The following is a 19,474-nucleotide window of genomic DNA, read 5'->3' on the forward strand; positions in this document are numbered from 1 at the left end:
GCCACCGGCAAGAGCGGCATCGCCTTCTGCGGCTACCACGGCTGGAGTGACTGGTATCTCGCCGCCAATCTCGGCGATGATGCCGCACTCGATGGCCACCTGCTCCCCGGCCTGCAGCCCCTCGGCGTGCCACGCGAACTCGCCGGCACCGCCGTGCCCTTCCGCTACAACGACATCGCCTCATTCAAGGCCGCCATGCAGAAGCTCGATGGCAAACTCGCCGCCGTGGTCATGGAACCCATGCGCTCCGAACTCCCGCGCGATGCCTTCATGCAGCAGGTCATCGATGCCTGCCATGCCGCCGGAGCCGTCTATGTGCTCGATGAAGTCACCAGCGGCTGGCGCTATGGTTTCCCCGGGGCCGCACCCATGCTGGGCATCGAGCCCGACATCGCCGTCTATGCCAAAGCCATGAGCAACGGCTACCCCGCCGGAGCCATCATCGGCAAAAACGCGGTCATGGATGCCGCAAACAGCAGCTTCATTTCCAGCAGCTACTGGACCGATGGCGTGGGCACCGCCGCCTCGCTGGCCTGCATCGCCAAAATGCAGCGCGAGGGCGTGCAGAAAAAAGTGTGGCAGATGGGCGAGCGCCTGCAGTCCGGCCTCCGTGAAGTCGCCGCACGGCACCCGGACCTCCAGCTCAAAATCGGCGGCATGCCCTGCGCTCCGTCTCTCGCCTTTGCCAATCCCGCCGCCAAGCAGCACATGATCCGCCACATGCTCCAGCGCGGCTTCCTGATGTCCAGCCAGCTCTATGTCACATGGCCCCACACCGAGGCGATGCTCTCAGACATGCTCGCCGCGCTGGATGAATCCCTCGCCATCGTTTCCAAAACTCCCCTGGAGGCCGCACAAGGCCCTCAACAAGCCTTTGCTCGGTTGGTGTGACCGATCATTGGAGATTTCACTGGCAAATGAATGCCTGCACCGGAGAATATAACTGATTTTCTCACCCAAATTCGATCATGCGTCCTTTGGATTGTCCCTTCCTCTTTCTTCGGTTCATCGCATTGTCAGGTGCTTTGTTGTCGGCAAATGTTTTGGAGGCGGCGGTCTATGAAGTCGGTCCAAATCAAGCATGCAGCGACATTGGATCGGTGCGTTGGGAGGCCCTGGTGCCCGGGGATACGGTGCACATTCACTGGCGGCCGCAACCGTACAAAGAGAAGTGGGTTTTAAGTTGCCGCGGCACCGAAACGAAGCCGATCACGATCAGCGGCGTGCCCGGTCCCGAGGGACAGCTGCCGGTGATCGACGGCCAGGATGCAACGACGCGTGCACAGTTGAATTACTGGGGCCAGGAGCGCGGAGTTGTGAAGATCGGGGGATCAAACACCTCGGGGAAATCCGTTCCCGGGTACATTGTATTGGAAAATCTGGACATCAGAGGCGGCAGGGCTCCGTTTACCTTCAAAGGCCGGCGTGGTGTCACTGCCTATGCCAAAGATGCGGCGAGTGTGAATGTGGAGATCGTGGACCACCTGGTGCTCCGAAACCTCGCTCTTCATGACAGCAGCAACGGCCTCATGGTCAGCCCGCAATCAAAAAATGTGCGTGTGGAACGCTGCCACATTTACGACAACGGTAATCCCGGCAGCATTACCGAGCACAACGCTTATACGGAGTGCAATGGAATCGTGTTTGAAGGGAATCACTTCGGGCCTCTGCGGGAAGGATGCGCTGGTAACAACCTCAAAGACCGCTCCGCTGGCCTGGTGGTGTCATATAACTGGATCGAGGGGGGCAATCGCCAGCTTGATCTGGTGGATGCCACAGGAAACGCCGCGCTCAACGCTTCACCAGCCTATCGCCAAACCCATGTCTATGGGAATGTGATCATTGAGCGTGAGGGGGATGGGAACAACCAGCTTGTTCATTATGGTGGCGACAGTGGCAAGACAGCGGGGTATCGCAAAGGGGTGCTGTATTTCTACCACAACACGGTCATATCCACGCGTTCGCGGTCAGTCGCCCTGTTCCGCTTGTCATCAGAAGAGGAGACGGTGGAGTGCTTTGGAAACATCCTGCATGTCACTTCAAAAGGGAAAAACCTGTCGCTCATGTGCAAGCTGGGACTGCTAAAACTCGGCAGGAACTGGATCACGCAGGGCTGGGTGCCCAGTGTGGACGAGTTTACTGGGAAAATCGAAACACTGGCGGCCTCGGAACAAGGAACTGATCCAGGCTTTGTGTCATTGCAGGATCAGGATTTCACCCTTGCTTCGGCTTCGCCTTGCATCGGCGCAGCGCCTGATCTGCCCGCCGGACTGCCTCCCTTCCTGCGTCGTTACATTCGCCATCAGCAGGTGGAGGATCTGCCTGCAAATGGACGACGCAATCTGGGCGCCCAGTGACAGCTTTGCATGCCTTGAGTCTCATGAGTTCCCGCTTTGCCATGCTGTATCTTCTGGCCCTCATCGGGGTCTGTCTCAGCGCACAGGGGGCTCCGCCACTGCAGGATCCTTGGGAGGAGAGCTATGCCAATCTGGATGCCACCGGGCCGCATGTTCTGGGCTGCTGGAAGTTTGACGAGATGCCGCTGTCAGACGCCTCCGGTCATGGCGCGCAACTACTGTTGAACCCGGTGAACCTAGTGCCGGATGGGCGTTTCGGCGGTGGCCTCAAGTGTGCTGCCCTCGCCAAGGTGGCTGTGGCTCTGCCACACCACTCGCCGCTGGGAGCCTTCTCTGCTGAAATGTGGGTGAAGCTTTCAATCAATGCACAGCCGCAGCAAATAGCATGTCTTTTGGACAAGCAAGGAGCGGGAACGGAGGACTTTAGCTGGAGCCTGAGCCCGGCGAATGAGCGTGGTTTGCGGCAGATGGTGGTCAGGCTTGGTTTTGGTTCGTTTGTTAAAGAGTTTATTTCCGCACCCGCACTGCTGCCTGGCGACGACTGGAAGCACCTGGCCTTCACCTATGACGGAGCTGGCAGGGTTGCTTTCTTCGCCGATTCCCAGCTTTTGGGAGAGGTTTTTGAAGAGCGGTGCGGAGCATTGCAGCCTGGCGGACAGCCGCTCTGCTTTGGCAGCACTCTCTCTGGGACGGCAGTTTTCCCAGGCCTCATCGACGAGGTGCGCTTATGTTCTGGCGTTCGTGGGTTTGCTGCTTTTGCGCTGGAAATCAACAGCCTCTCTCATGCTTGGGAACGAATGGATCGCCCCTCGCCGATGAAGATCACCTGCACAAACTTGCGCACTCAGTCCTTGAGCGGAGCCAGCATGACGTTCATTGCCGATGGGGTGGCTCAAACGTTCATTTTTCCAGATCTGGCTCCTGGTGCTTCCAATGTGAATGAGTTCGGACCAGACACTTCGCACAAGCCTGGAACCTACACTTTGGAAGTGGTCATGGGCAAGGGCCTCAACCGCGTCAGCCGTTCTCAGGAGTATCAAATCATTGGCAGACGCAGGCAGATGCTGCCGGTGGTCATGGATGGCGCTGGGCAGGCTGATCTGCCCCAGTTGCAGCCGCTGGCCTGCACCCATTGGGCGGGCATCAGCAGCGATGATGCTCCCTATTTGGGCACCGCCAACAAAGCCCGGCCCCTGGTTGTGCGGCCAAAACTCGAAACAGGTCTTCTCTCGGGGCTTCGTTCTGTGGCGGCTCTTGATTATGCCCCGTCAATGCTAAGCCGGGGATTCCGCAAAGTGGGCCGTGATGGGAAAGAGTATTCTCCAAATGAGATCAATGCCGCCCATCCCGATGCGGCCAATTTTATGGCGGCGTGTGGGAATATGTTCACACTTTACTATAGAAACTCCAATTCTTGGACCGGGGTCTTGCTGGGGTCGTCCTCTCTCAGCAAGGCTCGCCCTGGATTCAGCGTGCCGGAGGCAGACGCCTACCGCAAATTCAGCAGTCAGGAAATACCCGTCGAGATTCAGGGCGATGCGGTGAACTGGCAAAAGCTGCCAGGATTTCCCAAGGACCGCATGATTCCGGACGACCATCCGATTCTCAACTACTATCGTTGGTTTTGGTCTGAGGGAAGTGGCTGGAAATCTGTGAATGAGGCCTGGCATCGAGCCTACGAGAGGCGCAAGCAGGATCGCTCTGACACCTGGATCATGCACCATCCCTCGGTGCATCAGCCTTCAAAGGCGGGTGCTTTCACCGAGGTCATGAACATCGGAGATCAGAGCATGGACTCGCGTGATCCGCTCATGGCAGGGCTTTGCATGGACCAGCAGTTCGCCATGAGTGCTGCTCATGGTCGTGAAATGGGTGTCTTTGGCATCCTGCCGCTTGGCTGGGAGCGCGGGCTGGTGGCTCCCTTCGGTGCAGAAGGCACATCGGAATACATCCTGCAGCAGGATCGCGTCTCGCCGATGCAGCGGATCACCATGGCTCCTGCCATTCTGAAAGAAAATCTCTGGATGATGCTGTCGAGACCAGTGAAGGGGCTCGTGCTTTCTGACTGGTTCGCTTTGCGCGCTGGGAACGCGCAGCAACGCAGCGCATTCAGTGCCACACATCCGCTGAGTTATACGGCCTTTGGTGATGTCGCGAAACGGCTCCTGTTTCCGCTTGGCCCCATGCTCGCCCGGCGTCATCCGTGGCGTTCACCCGTGGCTCTGCTGGAGAGCTTCACTTCACAGGTGATGGCTGGTCGTGGATTGTATCGTGGTGGTTCATCAAGGACGCTGGAGGTGTGGCAGGCGTTGCAGCGTGCCCACATCCAAACAGACATTGTCTATGAAGAAAGTCTTGGCCAGGGCGGTCTGGATGGCCGTCAAATTTTGATCATGCCCGATTGCGATGTACTGCCGGTCAGCGTGGTCGAAAAGGTGAGAAAGTGGCAGGAAATGGGTGGGAAAGTGGTGGCTGACGAGAACCTTTGCCCGGCGCTCAAAGCCAATGCGTCTTGGTCGGAACAAGTGGCGGCCAGCGCTGTTGCGCGCGTTTCCGAAGCACCTGGTCCCGTGGCAGACGCTTCACCCGTAGACCAGCCCTCTCAACCCTCTCATCCTTTGCCCTTGCCGGAGAGAATCACGCAACTGTGCAAAGACCTGGGCTGGCAGCCGAAGCTGAGTTGTGACAGTCCCGATGTCATTCTTCACGCCAGCATGAGTGGAGAGGCGACCTGTCTGTTTGTCATCAATGACCGCCGGCAGTCCGGCTCCTACGTCGGCCAGCATGGTCTGGTGCGGGAGTCCGGGATGCCTCTTGCTGCCAGTTTGAATCTTGGTCAGGAAAAAGTGAACGTCTATGACCTCACGCATGCCACTTTCCTGCTGCCGAAACGCGAAGACAACGGACTCATCATCCCGTTGAAACTCGGCCCCTCCGAGGGTCGTGTGATGCTGCTCACGCCTTCTCCCCTGCTCGAAATGCAGCTTGAGGTGCCAGAGACCGCGACTTGTGGGAATGTGGCCGAGGTGCGCGTCATGCTCACGACTTCTGGTGGCAAGCCCATGCCTGCGGCTATTCCTGTAGCTGTCAGTATTCGTGATGCGGATGGAGCACCTGCCGAATTTGACGGTTACCATGTCGTGGAAAATGGTGAGCTGATCCTGCGGCTGGATCTTGCCAGAAACGAAACTCCTGGAACCTGGGAAGTGCATGTGCGCGAGCTTGCTTCGGGTATGGAGTCTGTGAAGTGGATGCAGGTGAATCCATGAAATGGCATTCTCTGCGTGTGTATTCCCAACTCAAAGCCTAATCCCCCCCATGATCATTGACTGCCACAACCACGTCGGCTCAGACCTGCTCTTCTACCTCCACGGCGATTTCCCCTACGCCCAGCACCTCGTGGCCATGCACGATGAAGGCCGCGCCCTCGGCGTGGACCGCTGGATCGTCTTCCCCTTCGTGAGCCATCTCGCGCTGGACGTCACCGTCTTCATGCAGAACGAGATCAAGGACGAGAAGGGCCGCCTGCAGGACATCCCCTACGCCTTCGAAAACCGTCGGCTCATGAGGGAATGCTACGAACTCTTTCCCGAAGAAGGCAAACGCATGCTGCCCTTCGTCATGGGAGATCCCATGCGCAACACCGCCGCTCAGGAGAAGGAACTGCGCAAGCTGCGCGCCGACTACCGCTTCTACGGCATCAAGATGCAGACCACCATCCTTCAGTCGGACATCAAGCACCTGCGGAACCGTGGCAAAGTCTTCGTGGAACTCGCAGCAGAATGGGACGTGCCATTCTTGATCCACTCCAGCGTCGCCGAGAGCGATCTCTGGGCGCAGGCGCACGACATCCTCGACATCGCCGAGGAAAATCCTGGCGTGCGCTTCTGCCTCGCCCACTCCTGCCGCTATGACAAAGAGTGCCTTGACCGCGTGCAGGCGCTTCCCAACACCTGGTTCGACAACTCCGCCCACTGCATCCACTGCGTCGGCGCGGTGCAGGATCTGCCCTACATCGCCCCCAAGGCCCGGCGCTTCGACTCCGATTACACCAATCCTGCTCGCGTCATTGCCGATCTCGCGGTGGCCTACCCGAAAAAGTTCATGTGGGGCAGCGATTCACCCTTTTACAGCTACGCAGCAGAGATCAATGGCCAGATCGTCCGCCTCATCAGCACCTACAAGGCAGAGGTGGAGGCTCTGACAGCCGGCGGAACAGAAATGGTGGAGCGCATTGCGCACACGAATATCCGCGATTTCCTCGGCGGCTCGTGGGTGGAAATGTCCGTCTGACGGACGCCTGCGCAGCGAAAAAAACATCATTCTCTCGGAAAGAGATCGGTATATTGACCAGTTGGCAGTCTCCGCTATCCTCCGGCGCATGATTTCCATGAGCAACATCCAGCGCTATTGCGACAGCGTAGCGGCTGCGTTCAAGCCACAGAAGATCATTCTGTTTGGTTCCTGCGCTTATGGCCAGCCAACAGAAGACTCCGATGTGGATGTGATGGTGGTGATGCCAAGGAGCCGTTGCAAGCGTGATCTTGGCTCTCGCATGCGCATGAAGGTGCCGGCTGGATTCCCCGTGGATATTCTTGTGGAGCCGGGTGATAAGCTACAGAGACGGATCGCCGACCGCGAATCTTTTATTCTGGATGTGACCGAAAAGGGAAAAATCATGTATGAAGGCAGCCACGCGTGAGCGGATCAAAAAAGCGGAATCAGACTGGCTGCTGGCTGTTTCCCTGACTCGTCGCCGCAAGGTGCCGGTGAATGATCATGCCTGTTTCCATTTTCAGCAAGCCGCTGAGAAATATATGAAAGCACGGCTGGAAGAAGCCACCACGCATATTCCAAAAACTCATCAGGTTGACGACTTGATCCGGCTTGCCCTGCCACTTGAACCGTTGTGGGCGGCGCTGGTGCCTGCCGCAGCACGAATCAGCGACTATGGAGTATGCGTTCGTTATCCTGGAAATGAGGCCACGGCCCAGGAGATGAAAACCGCCCACCAGGATGCGAAGACCATACGCGAGAGCGCACGACAGGCGCTCGGGCTCTGAAAAACTCTCATTTTATTTTGTAACATTTCATGATCAAAGCATTCTCTCTTGAAGGTCGGGCCGCATTGGTGACAGGGTCATCCCAGGGCATTGGATACGCGATGGCAAACGGCCTCCATGAGGCCGGGGCGCGCGTGGTGTGCCATGGGCTCACCGCACGTCCCGTGGATTTCCCAGCGTGGGCCTCCTATCTCTCATGCGATCTGTCCCCCCCGGAGGCTCCCGCGCAGTTGGTGCAGCATGCCTTTGAAGCCGAGCCCGGCCTCGACACCCTCATCTGCAATGCCGGCAGTTTTTTCGATCTGCCCTTCCTTGAGATGACGCGCGAGCGCTGGGACAAGACCGTGAATCTCAACATGGCTTCAGCCTTTTTCGCCGCACAGGCTTTTGCTCGTCGCCTCGTGGCAGAGAAACGCGGCGGCAGCATCGTCATCACCTCCTCCACCAATGGCTTTCAGGCCGAGTTGGATTCCGCTGCGTATGATGCCAGCAAAGGCGCGCTCGTGATGCTGACAAAATCTCTCGCCGTGTCCCTCGCGGATCATGGCATCCGCGTGAATGGCGTAGCCCCAGGTCTGATCAAGACGCCCCTCACCGCGGGCCTTCATCATTCCAGCGATTGCGGCATGGTGCAGCACTATGAGAAGAAAATCCTCCTGCAGCGCCTGGGCACACCGGAAGATGTGGCAGGTGCCGCTGTGTTTCTTTGCTCCAGCGCCGCCAGCTACATCACCGGCGAGACCATCATCATTGATGGCGGCCTGACGACGGGGCAGATTGGCCGGAGGTAAGCAGGCCCACGGTCATCGTGATGATCGTGCCCAGCAGGCTGAACCAGATGAATGACACAAGCGTCGCCGGCTTCACCGCCGTGAAGGCGCCATTTTGATACATGAAGATTCCCAGCAGGCTGACGAACCCCGCCAGACAGCCGAGCAGTGCCCCACGCGTGGTGGCACGCTGCGTGAACATGCCCAGAAAGAACAGCCCCAGCAACGGCCCGCCAATCAGTCCGATCACCGTGTTGACCGACTCCACCAGATTTCCAGGCATGAATGACACCGCAAAGGCCAGCCCCACGACGATGATGCCGTAAGCCACGGTGATCCACCGCGCATTGCCAACCTGCTGCGCTTGGGTGCCCTCCGGGGCCTTGGAGAGGCGTTGCTTGAAATCAACCACCGTCGCGGAGGCCAGGGAATTGAGTCCCGCTGAAATCGTGGACATGCTGGCCGCGTAGATCGCCGCAATGAGCAGTCCGGGCAGTCCGGCGGGAAGCTGCGTCACCACGAAGTAGGGCAGGATTTGATCCTCTTTGGCAATCAGGCCTGCAGCCATGGGATCTCCATGCGTCTTGTAAAAAGCGTAGAGCACCAGCCCCGTGCCGTAAAACAGCACAAGCACCGGCAGGATGAGCCAGAGCTTGATCCACAGTGATCGCTTCGCCTCCTGCAGGCTGCCAGCGGTCAGGTAGCGCTGCACAGAGACCTGGTCCGTGGCCATCTGCACCAGATGCAGGAAGGCACCAGCCAGCAGCACCGCCCAGATGTTCACGCGCTCAGACAGGCTGAAGGAAAGGCTCAGATCCATGCGCCCATCCGCCATCGCCGTGTCCCACACCCCACCGAGACCGCCGGGGATTTTGCCAATCGCCACAAACACAATGATCATCTGCCCGCCAAAGAGCACGATCAGCTGCATCACATCCGTCCAGATTACCGCACGCATGCCGCCGAGCGCGGTGTAAAGTGTGGTCAGCGTGCCCGTCGCAAGAATCGTGATCCACAGCGGCATGCCAGTGACTTTTTCCAGCGCCAGTGCCGGGGCATACGTGGCAGCGGCCAGCCAGAGCGCGACGCGGAAGATGAACAATCCGGAAGCAAGAAGCCGCACGGACAACGAGAAGCGCTCTTCAAGAAACTGATACGCGGTGAAGAACCGCGACTGATAAAACTTCGGCAGCATGTAAATCGCCGTGAAGGGCGTGGCGATGAAGAACGCCAGTACGATGTAGGCAAACGCAAAGCCGTTCTTGTACACATCCGCCGGACCGGCAAGATAGCTGATGCCAGAAAACAACGCTGCCAGAATCGACATCGCCACCAGGATGCTGTTCATCCCGCGCCCGGCCAGGAAGTAGTCCCCCAATGATTTGGACCCGCGTGCCGAGAACAAACCAACACCGACTGATGCCGCGAGGTAGCCGCCAAAGATGGTATAATCGAGCCAGGAGAAGTGCGTCATGAGAAAGCGATGATCGTGGATTCAACGATTTGCGAGACTATTGTTTGCTGGTTTGTTTTTAGAACCAGCCGATTAAACAAGAAACTGGAAGAGTCTCATCGTATGGATGAAGCCCGCCAGTCTACCCTCATGTCAGACGCCGAGACGCCTTCACCGCTGCCCTACACCGACACCAAGCCGGTGGGCCACGCAGATTTCTACTTCGCCGTCAATGCCACCTTCCGCTTCATCCAGCGGCATCACGGTGAAGAGGCCTTGAAAAAATACTGGCGAGACATCGGCACCAGCTACTACCACCCCGTGGCGCTGAAGTGGGCGGAGCAGGGGATGCACGGCGTGGCGGACTACTGGCGCGCTTTTTTCAAGGCAGAGCCAGGGGCCGAGGTCGAGGTCATCGAATCTGCTGATGAAGTCCGCCTCGAAGTCAAACGCTGCCCCGCCATCCATCACCTGCGCGATCATGGCCGCACCATCGTCCCCAATTTCTGCCAGCATTGCTTTTATGTGAACGAGGCCATCGCAGAGCCTGCCGGCCTGACCGTTCGCATCTGCGGTGGCAACGGCACCTGCACCCAGCGCTTCACCAAACGAACAGCGGAAGCCGCTCCGCAAAACCTGGAGGACATCGCCCCAGCATCATGATCGGTTGTTACGATTTCTGCGGGCACTACGAGTGGACCTTCGAATGGCTCCGTGCGCAGGGCGGCCATGATCTGGTGCGCGCCTACTGGGACGAGGCCATCCATCAGGACTCCCAGCTCCACGCCTCAAATCTCATCGAAGCCAAAGGCTTCGAGGGCATGAAGGAATACTGGGGCCCCACGCTCGCGGACGAAGGCGCGGTTTACGAGCGCACCGTCACCGACGACGTCTTCCGCATCGACATGCACGAGTGCCCCTCCAAGGGCTTTCTCCTGCGCAATGGCCTCAATCAGTACACCGACTACTGCGACCACTGCATGGGCTGGATCGGCCCCCTGATGCAGAAGGCCGGCTTCGTCATCAATCACGAGCACAACCACTGCGGCCAGTGCTGGTGGGAGATGCGCAGGGCAGCAGACGCCACACCCCCAAGCCAGCCCGGTGAACTCGCCGGCCAAGGCGACGTCCGCCTGCGCCCCAACTGGAAATCACCCCACACCGACCACTATGCACGCGCAACCGATCCCGATGACAAAACGACTGTTTAGCGTGGTGGCATTCCTCGCATGCACTGCACACGCCGCCGACTGGCAGCCGCTCCCCCCGCTCCCCGAGTCAAACGGCGGCTTCCTGTCCGGCGTGAGAAATGCCAGGATCGTGATCATCGGCGGCACCAACTGGGAGGGCGGCAAGAAAAACTGGCTGAGCGCCATGCATGAATTTGACCCGGTCGCAGGCAAGTGGACAACGCTCCGTGAATTGAACAGCCCCGTGGCCTATGGAACCAACCTTCAAAGTGACACTGCGTTCGCATACCTCGGCGGAACGAACGGCAAGCAAACACTGAAGGCACTTTCGGTCACCGAAGGAGAAAAGACCAGCGTGCAGCTCCCCGCACTGCCCGCCTCGGTGATCCTCGCTGCCGGGGGAACCGTGAATGGTAGGCATATCCTTGTCGGCGGCACCGATGACGCGGCAAACATCGCCGGTGTTCAGCGCTCCGTGCATGCCGTGGAATGGATCAGCGGCAGCTGGCAGGTCACCAAACTGGCCGATTACCCCGGCAAACCCTTCGCCGTCGCCGCCTCCGCAGTGGTGGGCCCCGAACTCTTCATCTTCGGCGGGATGAACTACGACGCTGCCTCAAATGCTCCGCTCAATTCGTCCGAAGCCTACGCATTCTCACCCGCAAAAAACTCGTGGCGCGAACTGCAGCCCCTCGCAGTACCCAATCGCGGCCTCACCGCCATCACGCTCGACGATCAGCACATCTACCTCGCCGGTGGCTACACCACTGATTTCACCGCCGATGCTTTCATCTACGACGTAAAGTCCAACACCTACACCAAAGCCAAACCTCTGCCCTACGCCGCCATGGTCGGCCTCATAAAACTCGACAGCTTCATCTACTGCCTCGGCGGCGAAGACAAGCAGAAGTCCCGCACCGACAAATTCTTCCGCATCCCCGCAGCAGACCTAAAGTAATACCGAGCTTCAGCTCGTTCCGGAAGCCCCGCGCCATCACATCAAATCCGCGCACCACACTTCGTGCCGCAGCTCCAAGGCTGGTAGGGACGCGCTGTGCGCGTCCGTAGAATTCTTCGTCCCAGCGCCACCTGCAATCCCAACCGCTTACCCCCTTTCCTAAAGCTTCCGCCCTTCAGCGCCCGCCCAAACGGTCCGCTGAAAACTACTTCGCCGTATACCCGCCATCCACCGGCAGGTTCACCCCCGTGATGTACCTCGACGCATCACTCAGCAAAAAGATCACCGCGCCACCCAGATCCGTCTCATCCGCCATGCGTCCCAGCATGGTATGCTCGCAGTACCTCTGCAAAAACGGCTCAGGCTGGTTATTGAAAAAGCCCCCCGGAGCCAGGTTGTTCACCCGCACCCCCTGCGGTCCGTAGTACGCCGCGTAGAAGCGCGTCAGGTTCTCCATGCCTCCCTTGTGAAAGAAATAATCCGGCGGCATGTCCCCCATGTTCGTGCCGGCGTAGAGCTCGTAGCTCGGGCCGATCATCCCCTGAATGCTCCCGATGTTCACGATGCTGCCGCGTCCCGCCTCCGCCATCGTCTTGCCAAAGTGCCGGTGCATCAGCATCACACCCGTGGCATTCACGCGCATGGATTCCGCAAACTGCTCCGCCGCGCCATTCGTCCCTTTCATCGGGCGCAGCACCGCGTTGTTCACCAGCCCGTGCAACGGACCATGCTGCGCAGTCACTCGCGCATGCAGCGCCACCACAGAGCCTTCATCCCCCTGATCCAGCGACTCCGCAAACACGCGGTTCCCCTTCGCCGTCTCCTCCTCCGCCACCACCTGCAGCTTCCCCACATCACGCGAGGCCAGGATCAGCGTCGCCCCCGTCTCCGCCAGCATGGTCGCCAGCCCACGCCCATAAAGTCCCGCACCTCCGGTGAGAAGAATCGTTTTGCCTTGAAGAGAAAAGAGATCGTTAGACATGGCGCTTACTTGGATTGGTAAATTGAATCACTGCCCGTCGCGGAGCCCGCCCCGCCAAAGTCACCCACCAGCTTCTTGAACGCATTGCCCAGCTCCAGCACATCCGCGCCCAGCGTGAAAACCCGCGTTCCTTCCGCCATCACCTCCTCCTTCTGCCCATACAGCGAGGCCACCGCAGGGTACTTCCCGTATTTCAGCGCCGCAGCCGCCACACGCTTGCGCGCAGCCACCACTTCCGGATGCGTGGCCTGCCCCAGCTTGCCGATGCGGTGACTAAAATCTCCCGCGCCAAACAGCAGCATGTCAAAACCCGGCACCGCCGCGATCTCCTCCACCACTTCCAGCGCCTCGGGGCTTTCGATTTGCAGAATGACAAACTTCTCCGTGTTGCAGTGCTCCGCGTACTCCGCCAGCGGCACCTGGCAGAAAAGACCGTCCATGTTGCCAGCATCCAGTGCCTTGCTGCCCAGCGGTCGGCAGCGCACCATGTCCACCACGTTGCGCGCCTCATCAGCACTGGTCACATGCGGCACCATGATGCCCGTGGCATCGCACTCAAAGGGCTTCACGTACTCGCTGTAGCCGCCTTTGTTCACGCGCACGATGGTGTCCATATCGTAGAGCTTCGCCGCTCGCACCTGATGCTCCAGATTGAGCCAGCTGTTCGGCACATGCTCGTTGCACAGCCACACCGCGCTCGCTCCGGCCAGACCCGCCAGTTCCACGATGCGGGGATCACCCATGTTCAGTTTGATGACCGTGCTGTTTTGACCGGCGCGAATTTCGCGAAGGATGCGGGAGGGGCGGAGTTTCATGAATGTGTTTCGGAAAGAATGTCGGCAATGTGAACGACCGCGCCATTCTGCTCGCGGCTGCGCCGTCCAGCAATGATGACCGCCATCAGTTCCACGGTTTCGTCAAAGGGCAGGGGACGCGCGCCCGTTTGCAGCATTTCGATGAACGCCACCAGCTGCCCGCGGAAAGCGTTGTAAGTATCCGTGAGTCGCAGCGGCATCTGCCCCTGCGTGCCATAGAGATGCACCGCACCAAAGCTGCCATACGCATCATGCAGCGCGCCAATCGTCACGCGCACGCCGCTGCGATGCGTCAGGTGCATCACATCACCTCCGGCATCACTCAGCGCCTGCACCGTCAGAAAACCCGGCCCCAGCAGCGGCTCCACCGCCTCCAGCGCATGGATGCCATAGCGCTCCCACGTCTTGCAGGTGAAGCTCGTGATCCAGCGCAGATCGCCCAGTTGCTTGCGCTGCTCATCGCTCAGCCTCATCTCCGGCGCATAGCGCATGCCGCTGGTGGAAAGAATGATCGCACCCGCCTTGTTCCATTGCACAAACTGACGCAGGTCCGCGATGTTCGTCGCCATCGGCTTGTCCACAAACACCGGCAGCCCAGCCTCGATGAAAGGCTTCACGCGGCGGATGTGGTCATCCCCGTCATCCGTCGAAATGATCACCGCATCCACATGGCCGATCACCTCCTCCGGCTTCGCCACGATGTTGGGGATCAGGCTCGCCGCAGCGACCTTCGGCGCATCCGCCGGATCATCCGTCCACACATGCGTCACCCTCGCTCCGGGGATGCGCACCTCCTCCACACGTTGCTTGCCCAGGTAGCTCAAAATGGCAGGGTAGGGGCACTGCGCCATCGCAGCCGGATCAAATCCATTCACGATCGCGCTCCACGAATACGGGTGCCCGTTTCCTTCAATCATGCCCAGCATCGCCAGGCGGAGTTCTTTGCGTCCGTCGTTCATGAAATCGTGATGGGCAGGCCGGTCGCGGCAGAATCGAGCGCGGCACGGTTAAAGCGCAGCGTTTGCACCGCCTCTTCAAAGGTGCTCAGCGCGCAGGTCTTGCCCTCCATGCCATTGAGAAAAGCGTTCGCCTGGGCGATGAACAGATCATCGCGTTCCAGCGGCGCGGTGGTGTTCCAGGTCCATGCAGTCTCACCACGCTTCATGCTGCCCCAGCGCTGCGCATGAGATTCAATTTTGAGGCTGCCGCCTTCGCAGTGGATTTCAAACACCGCCTCATTCGCCGCCTGAAACTGCGTCATCGCATAGCTCGCCAGCACATCCCCATGACGCGCCGTCACGTTCACCGTGTCCTCCACGCTCACACCTTCCAGATGCTGATGCGCCGCATCACAAAAGACCCGCGTCATCGGCCCGATCATCCACTCCATGGCATTCACGATGTGCGTCAGCGCATCCTGGATCGCACCGCCGCCCGTCTCATGCCGTGCATAATAGATGTCGCGATACGCCGGCCTGAACGTGGGAAAGTGCTGCCCCGCCACCACGCTCGCATGCAGCGGTTTCCCCAGCGCACCACTCTGCAAAAACTCACGCGCCGCCACCACCCACGGGAAGCAGTGGTACACATACGCCACCGCCACAAACCGCCCGCTTTGGGCAATGGCCTCACGCGTTTCCTCCAGCCCGTCCAGCGTCACAGACAGCGGCTTCTCGATCAGCAGCGCCGCACCCTGCGCCGATCCTTCACGTGCAATCGCCAGATGTGTATGTGCAGGCGTGCAGATCACCCACGCATCAAAGCGCCGCGCCTGCACCGCTTCCGCCAGGCTGCCATACGCTGGCACTCCATAGCGCTCGCTCACCTCTCCCAGCAGCTTCGCATTCGCATCACACACGCTGACCTCACAGCGGCCGGTCTTTTGAAAGCAGCGCAGATGGCGTTCGCCGATGCTGCCGCAGCCGATGATGAGGATGGAATGCATGTCTCCCAGTAAACGTCGCCACGAGGCCGCTCAAAGAAAAATGATCTGGTCCGATCATTGAACCAGTGGGCTCAGGATCACTTCACCACACCGTTTCTTTTCGCCGCACGGTATTCTTCGATGCGTCGCTTGGAGTCGGCGGTGAGTTGATCCATCGGCAGATCAAAAGTCTGGCCGTCCTCTCGGCGAATCTGCACCGTCGTCTTCAAATGGAAGAGTTCTCTAAGGAGCCGCCCGCATCTTCTGAAACGGCACGCTCTCACACACCGCCAGGATCAGGTCCTGCATCTTGTTGCCGGATGCCTTGGCTTTGCGCAGGATCTCCTCCGTCGTGGGCTTGTCGGAGTATTCCAGTCCGCGTCCCAGCGCGTAGATGAGAAGATTGTCCGCCACGTTTTTCACAAACTGATCACTCATGTCACGCACCAGGATGCTGCGCAGTTCGGCCAGGTTTGCAAAGGTCTGCCCGCGCACGAGCGACCCGGAGGCATCGATCGGCTGCTTCTTCTCCTCATCGCGCCAGCGGCCGATCGCGTCATAGTTTTCAAAGGCAAATCCCATCGGATCCAGGAAAGCGTGGCATCCGGCGCAGGCCGCATTGCTGCGGTGCTCGGAGAACTGCTGCCGCAGCGTCAGCTTGCCAAACTGCTGCTTCCTTTCATCCAGCGGTGCCACCCCGCCAGGTGCAGGCGGTGGCGGAGTTCCCAGAATGTTTTCCAGCAGATACTTGCCACGCTTCACCGGAGATGTGCGCGTTGGCGTGGAGGTCAGCGTCAGGATGCTCCCCTGCGTCAGGATGCCGCCACGCGGAGTGCCTTGCAGGGACGCTTTCTGGAATTTGTCACCCTTCACGCCTTGGATGCCATAGTATTGCGCCAGCTTCTCATTGAGGAAGGTGTAGTCGGCGTTCAGGAATTCGATCACGCTGAGGTTGTTTCGCAAAATGTTGTCGAAGAACGTCTGCGATTCCTTCTTCATCGCGTAGCCCATTCCACCCTTCCACTCCGGGAAGCGTTTCTCGTCCACATTCACGATGTCCATGTCACGCAGCTGCAGCCACTGGCCCGCAAAGTCCTCCGTCAGGCTCCACGCACGGTAGTCACCAATCATCCGCTTCACTTCCGCAGCCAAATTTTTGCGCAGTTCGCCTTTCGCCGCCAGTTGCAGCAGCTTGTCATCCGGCGGCGCGGACCACAGGAAATACGAAAGCCGTGAGGCAAGGCTGTACTCATCAATCAACGCGACGCCGTTTTGCACCGCTCCGGTCGGCGTGGGAGATCCACGATACAAAAATCCCGGAGACATCAGCATGCCGCGCAGCACATAGCCCATGGCCTCCAGCGGGGGCAGGTTTTCTTTCAGCCCCAGATCCGCGATGCCATGCCACTTGGCCTTTTCAGCATCACGCATCGGGCGGCGGAAGAGGCGCTGCCCCAGCTTGTCCACCAGGCCATGCACGTCCGCGACAGCGATGCCTCCCGGCTGTCCGAGCGCTCCTTCCACGGTGAGCTGATGCAGCCAGAAGTTGCGGTCTTCATGCTTTTTTTCGTCGTAGTAATCATTCAGAAACCACACTTGGATCTCATGCTTGCCCGCCGGCAGCTCGACTTCCGTTTTGAAAACCTGCGGCGTCTGGTCCTTGGCTGTGATGGAAAACGACCCCGCATTTTTCCCGCCGATGCGCACATCAAATTTCGCCGGCTCCCCACCCGCCTGCTGCGCGCCCGCTTTGATGATGAGGCGGTACTTTCCAGTCATGGCGAGATCCAGGTGATGCTTCACGTAGCCATTCGAGGGCAGTTGGATGGTGCCCGTGTCCCGGGATGCATTGCCCTGGCCGTTTTCAAAATCCTCACCGCTGAGGTTGATGGCGGGCAGACCCGCAGGCTTGCCATCCAGCAGCCATTGCACAAGCCGGGTGCCACGCGGCGGCAGCAGCCCGTCAGGCCCTTCCACCTCGATCTTGTCCAGCGCCAGGTTCCGGTCGCGTTTGTCAGGATCAGGATTCTGCGGATCAGCAAAATCATTCAAAAACCGCACCACGATCTTGTGCTCACCACTTTTCAGCGGGACCACCTGCTTGATCGTCTGCCATGGACCTTTGTCGCCGTGATAAGGGGCCGTCACATCAAAAGTGCCCAGTTCCTTGTCATCCACCCGCAGCGCCACCTTCGCCGCATCCGGTCCCGCCTGCGTCGCAGAGAGGTGGAATTTCAGCAGGTAGTTGCCATACGCAGGCGCGGTGAATTTCGTGGCCGCATCCGCGTTGCTGTGAAACCACCTCACGCCCTCCCACTCCTTCGTTTCGCCCTTCTGGTTCCAGAATTTCTTTGCGCCCAGCTCCATGTCCAGCCGCGGCACATCAGAGGTGTCCAGCGCCTTCACCGCCACCGCATTGGCCGCGCGGATGTACTTCTCCATCAGCATCGGCGAGATGCTCAGCACGTCACCAATGTTGTCAAAGCCGTAGCCCGTGTCGTCCGGCGGGAAATCGTTCGCAGGCTTCATGTCCACCAGCACGAGATCACGGATCGTATTGTTATACTCCGTGCGGTTCAGGCGGCGGTAGGTGATGTGGCCGGGATCGATCTTCTGCGGGTCAAACCAGAACACCGTGTTGTCGATCCACGCCACGATCTCATCGCGCTCCGGCAGTGAAGGCTTGTCCTTCTTCTCCGGCGGCATCACATGCGTCACCAACTGCTGCCTCGCATGATCCCACAGCACCTTGTCGCCGATGAGCTTGGAGTACTCCGGGTACTCATCCAGCGCGAAGTCACCCTTGTCCGTGCCGTCGCCATGGCAGTCATAGCAGAATTTTTGCAGCAGAGGCAGGATGCGCTGATTGTAGGCATCCTGGCCGCGTTCAGCGGCGGACAGCAGGGAGGGAATCGCGATGGCGGCGAAGATGAGGCGACGAAGCATGAAAAAGGTGGAATGGGGGGTATCAAAGATACGCATGCAAAGTGGCAGGGATTTCGCCAAAACCAACGCCACATTGCGCATCATTTGCGGTTGCATGCGCCCTGGCTTGCGGTGATGAAGCCCGCCCCTTTCACCCATTTTTACATGTCCCAATCTGCTCTCGAAACCGGCCGGGCCTTCCTCGCCGCCAACGCCACCAAAGAAGGCATCACCACCACCGCCAGCGGCCTGCAGTATGAGGTGCTCACCCCCGGCACCGGCAAAAGCCCCAAGGCCAAGGACACCGTCGTGGTCAACTACCGCGGCACCCTCCTCAATGGCGTGGAGTTCGACAGCTCCTACCTCGCTGGCCGCGAACCCGCCGAATTTCCGCTCAAGCGCGTCATCAAAGGCTGGACCGAAGGCCTCCAGCTCATGCAGGAAGGCGCCAAGTTCCGCTTTTTCATCCCGTCAGAGCTCGCTTACGGCAAGCGCGGTGCCGGAATCGACATCGGCCCCAATGAAACGCTCATCTTTGAAGTGGAACTGCTGAAAGTCTGGGAAGACTAGGTGCGATTTCTCTGCCCATGAATCAAATCGACCTCAAGGACAGAGTTGCCATCGTCACCGGTGGTGCACGCGGAATCGGCTACGCCATCGCAGAGCGCCTTCTGCAATCAGGGGCAGGCGTCTGCCTCTGGGACATTGATGCCGCAGCGCTCGAAGCCGCCAAAGCTGAACTCTCCGCCCTCGGCAAAGTGCACACCGCCACCGTGGACCTCACCAGCATCACCTCCGTGGAAGCTGCCGCCGCATCCACCATCGGTGCCTTCGGCAAGATCGACATCCTCGTGAACAACGCCGGCATCGCCGGCACCAACGCCAAGACCTGGGAAACCGACCCCGCCGAATGGCAGCGCGTCATGGCCATCAATCTGAACGGCCCCTTCCACTGCTGCCACGCCGTCGTTCCGCACATGCTCAAAAATGGCTACGGTCGCATCGTCAACATCGCCTCCATCGCCGGGAAAGAGGGC

At 59.4% G+C, this 19,474-nt stretch carries 18 protein-coding genes; 12 read left to right on the forward strand and 6 right to left on the reverse strand.

Going from position 1 to position 19,474, the window contains the following annotated elements; genetic code table 11:
- From WAW39_RS05550 to WAW39_RS05580, 7 genes are all read left to right on the forward strand, one after another.
- Nucleotides 1–891: aminotransferase class III-fold pyridoxal phosphate-dependent enzyme (locus tag WAW39_RS05550; protein WP_422316614.1), on the forward strand; the 891-nt coding region annotated here is incomplete at its 5' end.
- 77 nt (nt 892–968) lie between these two features.
- Entirely contained in the window at nt 969–2,357 is a 1,389-nt protein-coding gene (locus WAW39_RS05555; protein WP_422316616.1) for a polysaccharide-degrading enzyme, read from the forward strand.
- A gap of 23 nt (nt 2,358–2,380) precedes the next feature.
- Complete coding sequence (locus WAW39_RS05560; RefSeq protein ID WP_422316618.1) at nt 2,381–5,626, forward strand: LamG-like jellyroll fold domain-containing protein; 3,246 nt, start codon at nt 2,381–2,383, stop codon at nt 5,624–5,626.
- Between the two features lie 49 nt (nt 5,627–5,675).
- Nucleotides 5,676–6,650, forward strand: coding sequence for an amidohydrolase family protein (locus WAW39_RS05565; protein ID WP_422316620.1), 975 nt, complete (start codon nt 5,676–5,678; stop codon nt 6,648–6,650).
- Nucleotides 6,651–6,747: 97 nt separating this feature from the next.
- Nucleotides 6,748–7,059, forward strand: coding sequence for a nucleotidyltransferase domain-containing protein (locus WAW39_RS05570; protein ID WP_422316622.1), 312 nt, complete (start codon nt 6,748–6,750; stop codon nt 7,057–7,059).
- A complete protein-coding gene (locus WAW39_RS05575) occupies nt 7,040–7,420 on the forward strand; it encodes a HEPN domain-containing protein (RefSeq protein WP_422316624.1) in 381 nt (126 codons plus the stop codon). Before WAW39_RS05570 ends, WAW39_RS05575 begins: the two co-directional genes overlap by 20 nt.
- 29 nt (nt 7,421–7,449) lie before the next feature.
- Nucleotides 7,450–8,211, forward strand: coding sequence for an SDR family NAD(P)-dependent oxidoreductase (locus WAW39_RS05580; RefSeq protein ID WP_422316626.1), 762 nt, complete (start codon nt 7,450–7,452; stop codon nt 8,209–8,211).
- Here WAW39_RS05580 and WAW39_RS05585 read toward each other — a convergent pair.
- Entirely contained in the window at nt 8,168–9,664 is a 1,497-nt protein-coding gene (locus tag WAW39_RS05585; protein WP_422316628.1) for a sodium:solute symporter family transporter, read from the reverse strand. The genes WAW39_RS05580 and WAW39_RS05585 overlap by 44 nt on opposite strands.
- 129 nt (nt 9,665–9,793) lie before the next feature.
- Between WAW39_RS05585 and WAW39_RS05590 the strand changes: the two genes are divergently transcribed.
- From WAW39_RS05590 to WAW39_RS05600, 3 genes are read left to right on the forward strand one after another with little or no spacing between them, the layout of a single operon-like run.
- A complete protein-coding gene (locus WAW39_RS05590; protein WP_422316630.1) occupies nt 9,794–10,306 on the forward strand; it encodes a hypothetical protein in 513 nt (170 codons plus the stop codon).
- Nucleotides 10,303–10,854 (forward strand): hypothetical protein, encoded by a 552-nt coding sequence (locus WAW39_RS05595; protein ID WP_422316632.1) that lies wholly within the window; start codon nt 10,303–10,305, stop codon nt 10,852–10,854. The genes WAW39_RS05590 and WAW39_RS05595 overlap by 4 nt, the downstream gene beginning before the upstream one ends.
- Nucleotides 10,814–11,791 (forward strand): Kelch repeat-containing protein, encoded by a 978-nt coding sequence (locus WAW39_RS05600; RefSeq protein ID WP_422316634.1) that lies wholly within the window; start codon nt 10,814–10,816, stop codon nt 11,789–11,791. Before WAW39_RS05595 ends, WAW39_RS05600 begins: the two co-directional genes overlap by 41 nt.
- A 205-nt stretch (nt 11,792–11,996) precedes the next feature.
- On the opposite strand, the gene WAW39_RS05605 is transcribed toward WAW39_RS05600, so the two are convergent.
- From WAW39_RS05605 to WAW39_RS05625, 5 genes are all read right to left on the reverse strand, one after another.
- Nucleotides 11,997–12,773, reverse strand: a complete 777-nt coding sequence (locus tag WAW39_RS05605) for an SDR family oxidoreductase (RefSeq protein WP_422316636.1) — start codon at nt 12,771–12,773, stop codon at nt 11,997–11,999.
- A gap of 5 nt (nt 12,774–12,778) precedes the next feature.
- A complete protein-coding gene (locus tag WAW39_RS05610) occupies nt 12,779–13,588 on the reverse strand; it encodes an HpcH/HpaI aldolase family protein (protein ID WP_422316638.1) in 810 nt (269 codons plus the stop codon).
- Nucleotides 13,585–14,547, reverse strand: coding sequence for a Gfo/Idh/MocA family protein (locus tag WAW39_RS05615; protein WP_422316640.1), 963 nt, complete (start codon nt 14,545–14,547; stop codon nt 13,585–13,587). The genes WAW39_RS05610 and WAW39_RS05615 overlap by 4 nt, the downstream gene beginning before the upstream one ends.
- On the reverse strand, nt 14,544–15,533 hold the full coding sequence (locus tag WAW39_RS05620; RefSeq protein ID WP_422316642.1) for a Gfo/Idh/MocA family protein: 990 nt from the start codon (nt 15,531–15,533) through the stop codon (nt 14,544–14,546). The genes WAW39_RS05615 and WAW39_RS05620 overlap by 4 nt, the downstream gene beginning before the upstream one ends.
- 222 nt (nt 15,534–15,755) lie before the next feature.
- The gene (locus tag WAW39_RS05625) at nt 15,756–18,458 is read right to left on the reverse strand and encodes a DUF1592 domain-containing protein (RefSeq protein ID WP_422316644.1); all 2,703 of its coding nucleotides are present in this window, start codon (nt 18,456–18,458) and stop codon (nt 15,756–15,758) included.
- 144 nt (nt 18,459–18,602) lie between these two features.
- Between WAW39_RS05625 and WAW39_RS05630 the strand changes: the two genes are divergently transcribed.
- Entirely contained in the window at nt 18,603–19,007 is a 405-nt protein-coding gene (locus WAW39_RS05630) for an FKBP-type peptidyl-prolyl cis-trans isomerase (protein WP_422316646.1), read from the forward strand.
- A gap of 17 nt (nt 19,008–19,024) precedes the next feature.
- Nucleotides 19,025–19,474: SDR family NAD(P)-dependent oxidoreductase (locus WAW39_RS05635; RefSeq protein WP_422316648.1), on the forward strand; the 450-nt coding region annotated here is incomplete at its 3' end.

Origin of the sequence: Prosthecobacter sp. (genome assembly GCF_049294395.1) — a bacterium.
Classification (GTDB): domain Bacteria; phylum Verrucomicrobiota; class Verrucomicrobiia; order Verrucomicrobiales; family Verrucomicrobiaceae; genus Prosthecobacter.